14 protein-coding genes are annotated in these 13,622 nt (G+C 63.7%); 3 read left to right on the forward strand and 11 right to left on the reverse strand.

What is annotated here, in order from left to right:
* Positions 1-3 precede the first annotated feature (3 nt).
* Genes NO357_RS06685 through ccoS form a run of 3 tightly spaced genes read left to right on the forward strand, consistent with a single transcriptional unit; the run spans position 4 to position 2,816 of the window.
* Positions 4-462 carry a FixH family protein gene (locus NO357_RS06685; RefSeq protein WP_306734861.1) on the forward strand — a complete coding sequence of 153 codons (459 nt, stop codon included), beginning with the start codon at positions 4-6 and terminating at the stop codon, positions 460-462.
* A gap of 4 nt (positions 463-466) precedes the next feature.
* Positions 467-2,653: a heavy metal translocating P-type ATPase gene (locus tag NO357_RS06690; protein ID WP_306734862.1), complete on the forward strand. Its 2,187-nt coding sequence runs from the start codon at positions 467-469 to the stop codon at positions 2,651-2,653.
* 4 nt (positions 2,654-2,657) lie between these two features.
* Positions 2,658-2,816 (forward strand): cbb3-type cytochrome oxidase assembly protein CcoS, encoded by a 159-nt coding sequence (ccoS, locus tag NO357_RS06695; RefSeq protein WP_306734863.1) that lies wholly within the window; start codon positions 2,658-2,660, stop codon positions 2,814-2,816.
* Between the two features lie 218 nt (positions 2,817-3,034).
* Here ccoS and NO357_RS06700 read toward each other — a convergent pair whose 3' ends face one another.
* The 11 genes from NO357_RS06700 to NO357_RS06750 form a co-directional block, all read right to left on the reverse strand.
* Entirely contained in the window at positions 3,035-4,483 is a 1,449-nt protein-coding gene (locus NO357_RS06700; RefSeq protein WP_306734864.1) for a D-alanyl-D-alanine carboxypeptidase family protein, read from the reverse strand.
* A gap of 241 nt (positions 4,484-4,724) precedes the next feature.
* Positions 4,725-5,762, reverse strand: coding sequence for an NADPH-dependent curcumin/dihydrocurcumin reductase (gene curA, locus NO357_RS06705; RefSeq protein WP_306734865.1), 1,038 nt, complete (start codon positions 5,760-5,762; stop codon positions 4,725-4,727).
* Positions 5,759-6,175, reverse strand: coding sequence for a PaaI family thioesterase (locus tag NO357_RS06710; protein WP_306734866.1), 417 nt, complete (start codon positions 6,173-6,175; stop codon positions 5,759-5,761). The genes curA and NO357_RS06710 overlap by 4 nt, the downstream gene beginning before the upstream one ends.
* 2 nt (positions 6,176-6,177) lie before the next feature.
* Positions 6,178-7,212 (reverse strand): phosphotransferase, encoded by a 1,035-nt coding sequence (locus NO357_RS06715; protein WP_306734867.1) that lies wholly within the window; start codon positions 7,210-7,212, stop codon positions 6,178-6,180.
* 11 nt (positions 7,213-7,223) lie between these two features.
* Complete coding sequence (locus tag NO357_RS06720) at positions 7,224-7,889, reverse strand: histidine phosphatase family protein (protein WP_306734868.1); 666 nt, start codon at positions 7,887-7,889, stop codon at positions 7,224-7,226.
* Positions 7,882-8,853 (reverse strand): NAD(P)H-dependent flavin oxidoreductase, encoded by a 972-nt coding sequence (locus tag NO357_RS06725; RefSeq protein ID WP_306734869.1) that lies wholly within the window; start codon positions 8,851-8,853, stop codon positions 7,882-7,884. The genes NO357_RS06720 and NO357_RS06725 overlap by 8 nt, the downstream gene beginning before the upstream one ends.
* 88 nt (positions 8,854-8,941) lie before the next feature.
* Positions 8,942-10,144 (reverse strand): acetyl-CoA C-acyltransferase, encoded by a 1,203-nt coding sequence (locus tag NO357_RS06730; RefSeq protein ID WP_306734870.1) that lies wholly within the window; start codon positions 10,142-10,144, stop codon positions 8,942-8,944.
* Positions 10,145-10,148: 4 nt separating this feature from the next.
* Positions 10,149-11,078, reverse strand: a complete 930-nt coding sequence (locus NO357_RS06735; RefSeq protein WP_306734871.1) for an SDR family NAD(P)-dependent oxidoreductase — start codon at positions 11,076-11,078, stop codon at positions 10,149-10,151.
* A complete protein-coding gene (locus NO357_RS06740) occupies positions 11,075-11,542 on the reverse strand; it encodes a MaoC family dehydratase (RefSeq protein WP_306734872.1) in 468 nt (155 codons plus the stop codon). The genes NO357_RS06735 and NO357_RS06740 overlap by 4 nt, the downstream gene beginning before the upstream one ends.
* 1 nt (position 11,543) lies before the next feature.
* Entirely contained in the window at positions 11,544-12,362 is an 819-nt protein-coding gene (locus NO357_RS06745; RefSeq protein ID WP_306735539.1) for an SDR family NAD(P)-dependent oxidoreductase, read from the reverse strand.
* 126 nt (positions 12,363-12,488) lie between these two features.
* Positions 12,489-13,610 (reverse strand): acyl-CoA dehydrogenase family protein, encoded by a 1,122-nt coding sequence (locus NO357_RS06750; RefSeq protein WP_306734873.1) that lies wholly within the window; start codon positions 13,608-13,610, stop codon positions 12,489-12,491.
* Positions 13,611-13,622: the final 12 nt, after the last annotated feature.

The following is a 13,622-nucleotide window of genomic DNA, read 5'->3' on the forward strand; positions in this document are numbered from 1 at the left end:
GAGATGGCAGAACGCGAAATCACCGGAAAGCACGTACTGATCGGATTTGTTGCCGCCTTCGGCGTCATCATCGGGGTGAACATGGTGTTGGCGGTCAGCGCGGTAAAAACCTTCCCGGGGCTCGAGGTGAAGAACTCCTACGTGGCCAGCCAGGAGTTCGACAAGCGCCGCGCCGCGCAGGAGTCGCTGGGCTGGGCCGTGACGGCGGAGCTTGAGGGTGAAGAGCTGGTGCTGTCGATCACCGACAAGTCCGGTCAGCCGGTGGAACTGTCCGGACTGATGGCGGTTCTGGGGCGCCCCACCCATGTCAAGGAAGACCGCGAGCCGGCGTTCCGGTTCAACGGCCAGGCTTATGTCGCGCCGATGCAGCTAGAGGACGGCAACTGGGATCTGCGCATGGAGGCCACCGCCGCCGACGGCACCGAATTTCGCCAGCGTATAAAATTGCATGTGAAGAAATAGCGCCATGACCGCCACGATGCGCCCCAATATCTCGGCTTGTCCGGCCTGCGCCGCTGCTCCGGCGGCCGAAGCGTTGGCCGAGCAAGAGGCGCAGAAGGATGTCCGCATCGCATTGTCGGTCCCGGCGGTGCATTGTGCCGCCTGTATCGTGGCGGTGGAAAAAGCACTGGCCAACCACCCCGGCGTTGAGAGTGCGCGAGTCAACCTGACGCTGAAACGCGCGACGGTCGAAGCGGAACCGCACGTGATGCCACAGGACCTCGTGAAGGTGCTCGAGGGCATTGGTTATGAGGCGCACGAGCTCGACGCTGGCACGCTTAGCGCCACCGAAACCGACAAGGCCGGGCGTGAGCTTCTGATGCGGTTGGCGGTCGCCGGGTTCGCTTCGATGAATGTCATGCTTCTGTCTGTGTCCGTATGGTCGGGTGCGGCGGATGCGACCCGCGATATGTTCCACTGGATCAGCGCTGCGATCACCCTGCCGACGATTGCCTTCTCAGGTCAGCCCTTCTTCCGCAGTGCCTGGGCGGCGCTGAAGAACGCCCGGTTGAACATGGACGTGCCGATCACGCTGGCGATCCTTCTGGCGATCGTGACCTCGCTGTGGGAGACTTCTTTGTCCGGTGAGCACGCTTATTTCGACGCGGCGCTGGCACTGACCTTCTTCCTGTTGGCGGGGCGTTATCTGGACCACCGCACCCGGGCGATTGCGCGCTCGGCGGCCGAGGAACTGGCGGCGCTGGAAGTGCCGCGGGCGATCCTGCTGGTGGACGGGGAACAAAGACAGGTGCCGGTGGCCGAGGTCGCGGTGGGCGATCTGGTGCTGGTGCGCCCGGGCGGGCGGATGCCGGTGGATGGCGAGGTGGCCGAGGGCCAGTCCGAGCTCGATCGGTCGCTTCTGACCGGCGAGACGATCCCAGTCTATGCCGGGCCGGGGCTGGGCGTGTCGGCCGGTGAGGTGAACCTGACCGGGCCTCTGGTGATCCGCGCCACGGCGGTGGGCGAGGAGACTTCGCTGCACCGCATGGCCGACCTGGTGGCCATCGCCGAGTCGGGGCGGTCGCGCTATACGTCGCTGGCCGATAGTGCCGCCAAGCTTTATGCGCCGGGAGTGCACATCTTGTCGGCGCTGAGTTTTGCCGGCTGGTACCTATATACCTTCGATGTGCGCACGGCGCTTAATATCGCGGCTGCGGTACTGATCATCACCTGTCCCTGCGCGCTGGGCCTCGCCGTGCCAGCGGTGACGACCGCCGCCTCGGGACGGCTCTTTCGCAAGGGTATGCTGATCAAGCATTCCACCGCGCTGGAGCGGCTGGCGCAGGTAGATACGGTGGTGTTCGACAAGACCGGCACGCTGACGGCCGGGGCGCCCGAGTTGATGAACCTGGGGCAGGTCTCGACTCGCGATGTGCAAGTTGCTCTGGCCCTGGCAGAGGCGTCGTCGCATCCGCTGTCGCAATCATTGGTCAAGGCCGCGCGGGATGCCGGGTTTGACCCGGCAGAGGTGGACGAAATCACCGAAGTGCCGGGTTATGGCACCAAGGGGCTCTGGCAGGGGCGCGAGGTGCGGTTGGGCCGGGCGAGTTGGCTGGAGGCGCCGACGATCTCGCGCACCGCGGCCTGGCTGAAGGTCGGCGACGAGGCGCCTCAGGCGTTCGAGTTCATCGACCGGCTGCGCGACGGTGCCGAGGAGGCCATTGCGGCGCTGAAGGCGGCTGGCAAGGAGGTCTACCTGATGTCAGGTGACACCACCGCCGCGGTCGAGGAGATGGCCAACCGGCTGGGTATCCCGCACTGGCTGGCCGAGGCGCTTCCGGCGGACAAGGCGACCCGGGTTCAGGCGATGACGGATGACGGCAAACGGGTGCTGATGGTGGGTGACGGGCTCAACGACACCGCGGCCCTGGCCGCAGCGCATGTCTCGATTTCGCCGGCAAGTGCGCTGGATGCGGCGCGGGTGGCGAGCGACATCGTGCTGCTGGGCCATGACCTGAGCCCGATCGGTGACGCGGTGACAACGGCGCGTTCGGCGATCCGCCGGATCAGGGAAAACTTCCGTATCGCCACGCTTTACAACGTGATCGCCGTGCCGCTGGCGGTGGCAGGGCTGGCGACGCCGCTGATTGCCGCATTGGCGATGTCGGCGTCTTCGATTACAGTATCGCTGAACGCGTTGCGCCTGAGGTGAGACCATGAACATTCTGGCCTATTTGATCCCGATTTCGTTGGTTATGGGTGGCGTGGGGCTGTTGTTCTTTATCTTCACCGTGCGCACCAACCAATATGACGATCCCGAGGGCAACGCCCGGCGCATCCTGTCGGGGGAATACGACGACAAGCCAAAATCCTGAACGTCGGCCTTTCGGAGCCGACGGGATTTCGTGGTCTCTCCGCACCATGACGTTCAGGCGCATGGCCGACGGCGAATGAGTATTTTCGGCAAGATGAAGCAGACAGACATTGGCAGCCCTTGGATCGCCGAGCGTCAACGAGACGCGACTTGCGACCGGGTGTCTGCGCGGTCAGCTGACGGCCGATCCTGCGCGATACGCGGGGCGAGTTGTCGGGATTAACTCGGACCCAGCATGAAACAGGTGACGTTGCGCGCCTGCAGGCGGCGGCAGGCCAACTCGGCGCTATCGCGGTTGAGACCCATGAAGTTGGCATCAAAGCCCTTGCTTGTCTTGACTACGCGCCGCAGCGTGCCGTCGAGGGTTTCCATCTCGTTCAGCGCGGTTTTCAGAAGCACGCGCTCGGCCTCGTAGCGCGACCGGTAGCGTCCGACATTGATGCCCCAGTGCCGCCCGCCCGAGGTGCTGACGCGGGTAACGATCTCCTGGACCACTGGATCGGGCGTGGTGACGGTGGCCGGGGCAGAAGCCAGCACAAGGTCGCCGGGCCGCGCCCGCGGAGACTTTGCCGGCGCGGTCTGTTGCGGTGTCGGCTCTGGTGTGGCTTTGGCGACAGGTGAGGCGTTGGCCTCGGCCAGGGCGTCCTTGATGTCGTCCTTGAGGCCGGCGACCAGGACCGGCTGCTGCGCCGGGGTCGGTTCTGCACCCGGGCGGAGCTGAGGCCGCAGGCTTTTCTTGACGGCCGTGACCAGCCGGATGGTCTTTCCGGCGGTGCCGGGGGCGGGTTTGTCGGGCCGGGTTTCGGCGTAGATCGGGGCGGACGGTTTGCGCACCGGCGCTTTCGACGGCGAACGGCGGAAACCGAGGTCCAGCAGTTCTGCCACCTTGGCATTGCGCGAGGCTGAAGAGCGGCCGCCGAAAACGGTGGCGATCACCCGTTCGTTGCCGCGTTCGGCCGAGGCCACGAGGTTAAACCCGGCGGCGCGGGTATAGCCGGTCTTTATGCCGTCGGCGCCCTGGTAGCTGTCGAGCAGGCGGCGGTTGGTGTTCGAGACCTCGCGCAGACCGGCATAGGTCGAGCGGCGCGAGAACAGGTTGTAGTATTGCGGATAGTCATAAAGAACATGGCGGCCGAGGATCGTCATGTCGCGGGCGGTGGAGAGATGTCCGGATTCGGTCAGCCCGTTGGCGTTCTTGAACGTGGTGCGGGTCATCCCGAGTGCCTTGGCGGTGCGGTTCATCCGGCGGGCGAATTTCGCCTCGGAGCCTTCGATGGCCTCGCCGATGGCGGTGGCGGCGTCGTTGGCCGATTTCACCGCCGCGGCCCGGATGAGAAAGCGCAGCTTGATCTGCTGGCCTTCCTTGAGCCCGAGTTTCGAAGGCGGCTCGGCGGCGGCGTTTTTCGAGATGCGCACCTTGGTGTCGAGGCTGATCTCGCCGCGTTGGATCGCCTCGAAAGCGATGTAGAGTGTCATCATCTTGGTGAGCGAAGCCGGGTGCAGGCGGGTATCGGCGTTGCGGGCGTGCAGGACATTGCCGGTGCGGGCGTCCATCACCATCGCTGCATAGGGTGCGGCGGCGGCCGACAGGGGCACGACGACGAGCATCCAGATCGCTGCAATTACGAAGAGCCCGGTTCTGGCCGGGGACCTGCCACGCGTGCGCATGGATTCTTACCTTTGTCTGCCTCGTTGCCGCCGGTTTTCCGGCTGGCTTGTTCTGCTAATTAACAGCCTAGCACGGGCGGTCTTCTAATTAAAGTTTAGATTTCAAAAGGATAGGCGCGCTGTTTTTCCACATCTTGGGGCGCGTCGGGAAACGCCCCCAAGATGGGTGATTGTGGCAGGAATGTGGCAACGGATTTTCACGGAAAACCCGTGGGCCGGACAGAATGATTTTTCCGCCGCGTCAGATCAGTTTCACGATCTGTTTTCCGACATTGCGGCCTTCGAGCAGGCCCATGAAAGCACCGGGTGCATTGTCGAGCCCTTCAGCGATGTCTTCGAGATAGGCAATCTTTCCGCTGGCCACGAGCGGGGCGACCTCGCCTACGAATTCGGCGAAACGGTCCCAGTGATTGGAGATGATGAACCCCTGTGCCAGAAGGTGTTTGACCAGCAGCGTGCGCCAGAAGACCGGGAACTTGTCGGGGCCTTCCCCGGCAGTGCCGCCGAGTGCGCCGGTGTTATAGCCGGAGATCATGCCGCAGACCGGAATGCGGCCGAAGCGATTCATCAGCGGCAGCACCGCTTCGAATACCTTGCCACCGACATTCTCGAAATAGATGTCGATGCCGTCGGGCGCGGCTTCGGCAATGGCCTTGCGCAGGCTCCGAGCGTCGTCGAAGGCGCGGTGGTCGATGGCGGCGTCAAACCCGAAGGTGGCGGTGGCGAGTTTGCATTTTTCAGCCCCTCCGGCGATGGCGACGGTGCGCAACCCGCGTGACTTGGCAATCTGGCCCACCATCGAGCCGACCGGTCCGGTGGCGGCGGCAACGACGAGGGTTTCACCTTCCTTCGGCTTGCCGATCTCGGTCAGGCCGTACCAACCAGTGAAGCCGGGCATGCCGAGCACTCCGAGCGCCGTGGTGATTGGCATCCCGTCAGGCAGCTTGCGCAGCATGGTCCCGTGCTGCACCCCGTGGGTCGTCCAGCCGAACATGCCGAACACCATGTCGCCGGTCGAGAACTGCGGATGGTTCGAGGCGATCACCTCGCCCACGCCGCCGCCTTCCATGATACCGCCGATCGGCACCGGTTCGGCATAGGACTTTGCGTCGTCCATCCGCCCGCGCATGTAAGGGTCGAGCGACATGTAGTGGACGCGGACCAGCACCTCACCGTCGCCCGGGGTCGGTATATCGCGCATTTCGAGCTTGAAATCGCTGTCCTTGGGGGCGCCTTGAGGCCGTGCGGCCAGTGTGATGCAGTTCATTTGGTCGGTCATGTCGTCTCTCCCTTAAAGGTGCCGCGATAGCGGAAAACACCGGTCGCGGTGGCAATCAGGTTGCCGTTTTCGTCCTTGATTTCGCCTTCGGCGAAGGCGGTTGATTTGCCGCCGCCGGTCTTGCGCCCTTCGGCGATGAGATGTGCACCGCTGGCAACGCCCAGATAGTTGACGTTGAGCGACAGGGTCATCACCAGCTGTTTCTTTTCCGGATCGCCGGTGAAGCAGACGGCGAACCCCATGGCTGTGTCAAGAAGCGTAGCATGCACGCCGCCATGGGGAATGCCGTAACGGTTGCCGATATGAGGCACCATGGGCTGTTCGACGCGGCAGTAGTTGTCCGACCAGTCGGCTATAGTGAAGCCGAGATGAGCCTGAAACGGATAGGGCGGCTCGCGAAAGGAATCTTCCATGATCACACCGTCTTTGCCGCGTCCAGCCCGGCCTGCGCGAATCGAGGCACGTATCCCCCCAGCTTGCGCGCGCGCTCTGGATTGGAAGCATTGCCGTCGATGGCGCGTTTCAGCACGCCTTGCAGGATGCCGCCCATGCGGAAGAAGGTGAACGCGAGGTAGAAGCCGAAGTCCGGGATGCCCGGGATACCGCGGCGCTCGCAATAGTGGGCGATGAAATCCTCGTCGGACATCAGCCCTTGGGCGGCCCGGTCAATTCCTGCCAATCCGCGGCCCTCGGCGCCGTTGGGCATCTGCCATTGCATAATGACGGCGGCGAGATCTGCATAGGGGTGGCCGATGGTGGACAGTTCCCAATCAAGGACCGCAAGGACACGCGGTTCGGTCGGGTGCCAGAGCATGTTGTCGATGCGGTAGTCGCCATGGACGAGCGTGCGCTGTCCATCGTCTTCCGGGATGTTCGACTGCAGCCATTGCGACAGCGCATCCATTTCCGGGATGTCATCGGTTTTGCTGGCTTCGTACTGCTTGGCCCACCGGCCAATCTGGCGCTCGTAGTAATTTCCGGGCGGGCCGTAGTCGGCGAGACCTACCGCCTCGATATCGACCTCGTGGATAGCGGCGAGGACGCGATTCATTTCATCGATCACCGGGCGGCGTTGGTCTTTCTCCAGCTCCGGCAGCGCCGGATCGTCGAAGCGGCGGCCGTCGATGCAATCCATGACGTAGAAGGCCGAACCGATGACGTCATCGTCCTCGCACAGAAGATGCATTTTGGCCACCGGCACGTCGGTGCCGGCCAGGGCTTTTTGTACGCGGAACTCGCGGTCGACAGCATGGGCGGATTTCAGCAGCACCCCTGGCGGTTTGCGGCGCAGAACGTACCTGCCGGAAGGCGTGGTCAGCCTGAAGGTCGGGTTAGACTGGCCAACCGAGAACTTGTGCAGCTCGATAGGGCCGCGGAAGCTCGGCAGGGTGTCGGAGAGGTAGCGTTCGACGGCGTCGGTGTCGAGTTGGGCGGCGGCGTTTTCGCTCATGGAGCCCTCCCTTAGCTATAGGTCAGAAGCCGCTCTTGATTGGCGGCGTTGATATGGGGGGTTTCGTTGAACCCGTGCAGGTAGACCGACTTCGCAGAGTAGACGAAACGGTTTACGGCGCAATTCTTCATCTGCAGTTGCAGCTTGATCTGCTGGCCGGGACCGCAGTTGAGAAGGGATGAGATCATGCGGGCGATGGCGCCGCCGGAGGAGATGGCAAGCACGGTCTGGTGATCAGGAGTCATGATCGTCTGGCGTGCGGCTTCGACGCGGTTGGTGAAGTCGGCCCAGGATTCCTTGGCGTCCGGGATGCCGCCCTGTTCCCATTCCAGCACCGTGTCGCGCAGGGTGCGGAAATGCGCCTTGCGCTCGGTGTGCATGTTTTCGGGGCCGGTGCCGTCGGCGTATTTGGCATCGAGCAGGTTGGTGAAGTCGAACTCGTTGAGGCCGGCGTGAATTTCCGGTTCGCCTGTCGTGGCTAGTCCTTCGAGGATACCTTCCAGCGTTTCCCGGTGGCGCATCATGTCGCCGATGAAGAAGGCAGTCGGGATGACGCCCTGATCTTTGAGCGCGCGACCCAGTTCGCGGGATTGCTCGTGTCCGAGTCCGGAGAGCTTGTCGTAGTTCGCCGCCCCGAACGAGGCCTGGGCGTGGCGGATGAGGTAGAGCTCAGGCACTGCAGAGCTCCTTGTAAGCGGCAGCATACTCGTTTGCCAGACGGTCGATCAGCCGAGCGGCGGGCACGATTTCCTTGACCGCGCCGATGCCTTGGCCTGAGCCCCAGATTTCTTTCCAGCTTTTCGGTTTTTCCCGGTTGGCGCCGAAATTCATTTTTGACGGGTCGGATCGTTCGAGATTGTCGGGATCCATCCCCGCGCGGGCGATGGAGGGTTTGAGGTAATTGCCGTGCACGCCGGTGAAGAGGTTGGAATAGACGATGTCTTCGGCGCCCGAAGCGACGATCATGTCCTTGTATTCGGGCTGCGCGTTGGCTTCCTCGGTGGCGATGAAGGGCGAGCCGATATAGGCGAAGTCGGCCCCCATCGCGCGGGCGGCGAGGATTGAGCGGCCATTGGCGATGGCGCCGGACAGGGCCACCGGCCCGTCGAACCATTCGCGAATTTCGCTAATCAGCGCGAGCGGCGATTGGGCGCCCGCGTGACCGCCGGCGCCGGCAGCAACGGCGATGAGACCGTCGGCACCTTTTTCGATGGCCTTCTTTGCAAAGGTGTTGTTGATGATGTCGTGCAGGGTGACGCCACCGCAGGAATGGGCAGCCTCGTTGACCTCGACCCGGGCACCGAGAGAGGTGATCCAGATCGGTACTTTCCACTTGGCGCAAATCTCCAAGTCGCGTTCCAGCCGCGTGTTGGAGCGGTGGACGATCTGGTTGACCGCGAAAGGAGCCGCGGGATTGTCCGGATTAGCCTGGTTATGGGCGTCGAGTTCCTCGGTGATGCGCTTGAGCCATGACTCCAGCATGATCGGCTCGCCGTCTTTTTCGCGGGCGTTCAGCGCCGGGAAGGACCCGACGATGCCGGCCTTGCACTGGGCGATGACAAGATCGGGGTTGGAGATGATGAAGAGTGGGGCACCGATCACCGGGATGCGCAAGGATTGCAGTTGCGTGGGGAGAGTCATGGTCCGTTCATCTTGGTAGGGGAAGCCGGGCTGAAGCCCGGCCTACGTTTGTGGATGGGGTAGGGCGGGCTTCAGCCCGCCTTTTTTGTCACAGAACCTCGAACAGGCCTGCGGCGCCCATGCCGCCGCCGACGCACATGGTGCAGACGACGTATTTCGCGCCACGGCGTTTGCCTTCTATCAGCGCGTGGCCGACCATGCGTGCGCCAGACATGCCGTAGGGGTGGCCGATCGAGATGGCGCCTCCGTCTACGTTCAGGATCTCGTTGGGGATGCCGAGAACGCGAGCAGATTGCAGGACTTGACTTGCGAAGGCTTCGTTCAGCTCCCACAGGTCGATGTCGTCCATCGTCAGGCCGTGGGCTTTCAGCAGTTTCGGCACGGCGTAGATCGGGCCAATGCCCATCTCGTCAGGCTCGCACCCGGCAGCCATCACGCCGACATACCGGCCCAGCGGTTCCAGACCGCGCTTCTCGGCCTCCTTGCCTTCCATCACCACGGCGGCGGAAGCGCCATCCGACAACTGCGAGGCGTTGCCGGCGGTGATGTATTTGCCTTCCTTGATCACCTGGCCGTTCTTGAAGACCGGTTGCAGGCCTTGGAGGTTTTCCAGCGTGGTGCCGGGGCGGTTGCCTTCGTCCTTCTCCAGCGTGACCTCGTGGAAGGACACCTCCTTGGTTTCCTTGTCCATCACGCCCATGGTGGTGGTCAGTGGCACGATCTCGTCATCGAACCTGCCGGCCTCTTGCGCGGCGGCGGTGCGCTGTTGCGATTGCAGCGCGTAAGCGTCCTGGTCTTCGCGCGACACGCCATAGCGTTCGGCCACGGTTTCGGCGGTTTCCAGCATGGTCATGTAGAGCGCCGGCTTGTTCTGCTTGATCCATTCGTCGGCTAGATGGTCGACGCGCATCTTTTCGTTCTGCACGAGGCTGATGGACTCGACCCCACCGCCGATGGCGATATCCATGCCGTCATGCACCACCTGCTTGGCTGCGGTGGCAATCGCCATCATGCCCGAAGAACACTGACGGTCGAGCGACATACCGGCGACCGTCACTGGCAAGCCGGCGCGGATCACCGCCTGGCGGCCAATATTGCCGCCGGTCGAGCCCTGCTGAAGCGCGGCGCCGACGATGCAGTCTTCGACTTCTGAGCCATCGAGGCCGGCGCGGGAGACGGCGTTGGAAACGGCATGGCCGATCAGGGTTTGCGCCGAGGTGGCATTGAAGGCGCCGCGATAGGCTTTGCCGATCGGGGTGCGGGCGGTGGAGACGATGAGTGCTTCGCGCATGGGTTTAGTCCTTTTTCTCAAGCGAGATGCCGCGCAGGTTTGCGGCCATCTGGATATATTTGTTGGTCTGGTCGAAGGCGCCAGGCATTTCCCTTTGGCCTTCGGGGTCGCGGATCCGGGCCATGTTGGCGACGACGGCCTCGGGGGTGAGCTCGTCGTCGGGCAGCGCCACGCCGGAGGTTTCATAGATCTTTGTTTCGGCAAAACAGCCGCCGCCGGCACCGAGGATCATCCGGCTGGGTGCGTCCTCGGACACCAGGGCCAGAAGGCCCGGGGTGATGGTTTCAGGCCTGAGAAGCGGAAGCACCTCGGCCGGGAGCAGTTCCTGGGTCATGCGAGTGGCGGCGGTAGGGGCGAGCATGTTGACGCAGATGCCCTTGCGGTGGCCTTCCTGGTGCAGGACGTTCATCAGCCCCAGCATCGCGGTTTTCGCGGCACCGTAGTTCGACTGGCCGAAATTGCCGTAAAGGCCCGAGGCCGAGGTGGTGAAGACGATGCGGCCGTATTCGCGTTCGATCATGTGGCGCCAAAGGGCATGGGTGCAGTTCACCGCGCCCATCAGGTGCACGTCCATGACCGCCTGGAAATCCTCAAGATGCATCTTGGCGAAAGTCTTGTCGCGCAAAATGCCGGCATTGTTCACCAGGATGTCGACATGACCAAACTCGGCGATGGCCGCGTCGACCATGGCTTGCACCTGATCGGCATCGGCGACGTTGGCGCCGTTGGCGATGGCGTGGCCGCCGGCCTCGCGGATCTCATGGACCACAGCCATGGCGGCATCACTTGACCCGCCCGAGCCGTCGCGCGCGGCGCCGAGATCGTTGACCACGACTTTGGCGCCGCGGGCGGCGAGTCCAAGGGCATGGGAGCGGCCGAGACCAACGCCGGCGCCAGTGACGATGGCAACGCGTCCGTCAAAACGTACTGTCATGGGTTTTCTCCGAAATAGCGCCGGCCGATCCAGTCGGCGACCAGCGCGGGTTTATCCTGTCCTTCGATTTCGACTTCGACCGTCGTATAGCTGGTAACGAATCCGGGGCGGCTTTCATCCAGTTTCGTCAGTGTGAAATGGCCCCGGATGCGGCTGCCTGCGGGCACGGGCGACAGAAACCGGATTTTGTCGAAGCCATAGTTCACACCCATTTCGACACCTTCGATCACCGGCATTTCATAAACCATGGCCGACAGCATAGAAAGGGTCAGGAAGCCGTGGGCGATGGTGGTTCCGAAGGGGGTTTCCTTGGCGGCTTCCGGTTCGACATGGATGAATTGCCAGTCCTCGGTGACATCGGCGAACTTGTCGATGCGATCCTGGTCAATCAGATACCAGCTTGTCGTGCCCATCTTGTGGCCCACGAGCGCGCGCATTTCGTCGAGAGTCAGGATCTTGCCCATCTCAGAGATCCTCGTTGAAGATGCCGGGCTGGGCCTTGGACTGCATGCCGCCAGAGAGCGGCAGGATGGCGCCCGAAAGGTAGGAGCCGCCGCGGCCGCAGAGATATTGCAGCGCCCCCGCGACATCCTCGGGGCGGCCGACCCGGCCCAGCGGCACGCCCTTGGCGGCAACGTCCTGGCCTTCCTTGGTGGCGATGGCGAAGGCGGTCATTTTCGACACGAACGGGCCCGGAGCGATGGCGTTGACGGTGATGTGCTCGGGCGAGAGGTCGTTCGACAGCACCCGGGTCATATGGTGCACGGCGCCTTTCGACACCGCATAGGAGTAGGTCTTGGTACCTTTGGGAATGTCACCCATGACCGAGCCCACGTTGACGATTCGGGCGGGATCTTCGGGTTTGGCGGCCTTGCGCAGCAACGGCAGGAGCTGTTGCGTGAGGTGGAACATGCCGGTGACGTTCAGCGACAGAAGCTTGTTCCAGGCGTCATAGGGATGTTCGCCCAAGGGCGCCCCCCAGGTGCGGCCGGCGTTGTTCATCAGGATATGCAGCTTGTCGGTACGCTTGCCGACTTCGGCGACGATGGCGTCGATGCCCTCTTCCGTTGCCACGTCACCCCCGAAGCCTTCGACAGAGCCCGGCAGACCGATGGCGTTGATCTCGTTTGCCACCGCTTCGCAGGCATCAGCCTTGCGTGAACAGATGATGACGCGGGCGCCGGCGGCGGCGAGGCCTTCGGTGGCCATGCGGCCAATGCCGGTGGCGCCGCCAGTGACGAGGGCCACTTTGCCGGTCAGATCGAACAGCGCTGAGGGAGTCATGTTGCTCATGTCTTTATCCTTCTGTTCCGCCGCGTCCCGGGCATGACCCGGGACCTCTGGCAGGGAGCGGGGAGAGGCCCCGGATCAGGTCCGGGGCGGGGTTTGAGAGCGGAAGCCCGTTACGCATCAGACCCCCCGTGCGGCGGCGACGATGGCGGCGTGATGCCCATAATCGCCCAGCCACTCGGTGCCGACGCGGGCGCGTTTCATGAAAAATCCGGCGTCGTATTCATCGGTCATGCCGATGCCGCCATGCATCTGGACGCCTTCCATGACGGCGAGCTTCGCGGTCTGGCTGGCCCGGGCCTTGGCCAGCGACACTGCGACCTGGGCAGTCTCCGGGTCGGCATCCAGCACCCGGCCGGCGTTGGCGATTGCGCTGGCGGTGACCTCGATTTCCGCGAACAGATGGGCGGCGCGGTGTTGCAGCGCCTGGAAGCTGCCGATGGTGCGGTCGAACTGCTTGCGCTCTTTCAGATAGCCCAGCGTGATCGCGGCAATACCCGAGGACAGCCCGCCCAGTTCCGCCGCCAGTGCTGCCTGTCCGGTGCGCAGCGCGGGGGCCAGGGCGGCGAGGCCGTTGTCGACGTCACCGACCACGTCGTCGCCGGTGGCGTCGACATTGTCGAAGTCGAGCGTGGCGAAATCGCGGGCGTCGATGCTGTTCGCTGTGGCGCGGGAGAGACCCGCGCGATCCGCGCCGATGTCGAAGAGGGTGAGGCCCTGGTCCTCGCCGTCGGCGCCCGAGGTGCGAGCGAGAACGAGGAGGCGGTTTGCCGTGCTGCCGTCGGCGACGAAGCATTTGCGCCCCGAGAGTCGGAAAGCGTTGCCGGTCTGCCTGGCTTCCAGCGCGGTGCGGGTGGGGGCGTGTTTGACGTGTTCATCGATGGCGAGCGCATATAACGCGTCGCCACCTGAGATCTCGGCCAACCGGTCGGAGCCAGTTTCACGCAGCGCGGTTGCGGCGATGACCGCCGACGAAATGAACGGTGTGGCGGCAAGCGTCTTGCCCATTTCTTCGCTGAGGATACCCGCGGCGCGGTGGCCCATGTCGGCGCCGCCAGACTCTTCCGGCACCAGCACTCCGGCCCAGCCCATCCGTGCCATTTCGGCCCAGAGGCCGGGATCGAAGGGGCGGCCCGCGTCGCGATTGGCGCGGAAGGCGGTGATGGGGGCGTTTTCATCGAGGAAACCGCGGGCAGCGTCACGCAGCATGACCTCGTCGTCGCTGTCGAGGAGTTTGTCCATGTCTCGTCTCCC

The organism is Marimonas arenosa, assembly GCF_030848945.1.
Lineage (GTDB): Bacteria > Pseudomonadota > Alphaproteobacteria > Rhodobacterales > Rhodobacteraceae > Marimonas > Marimonas arenosa.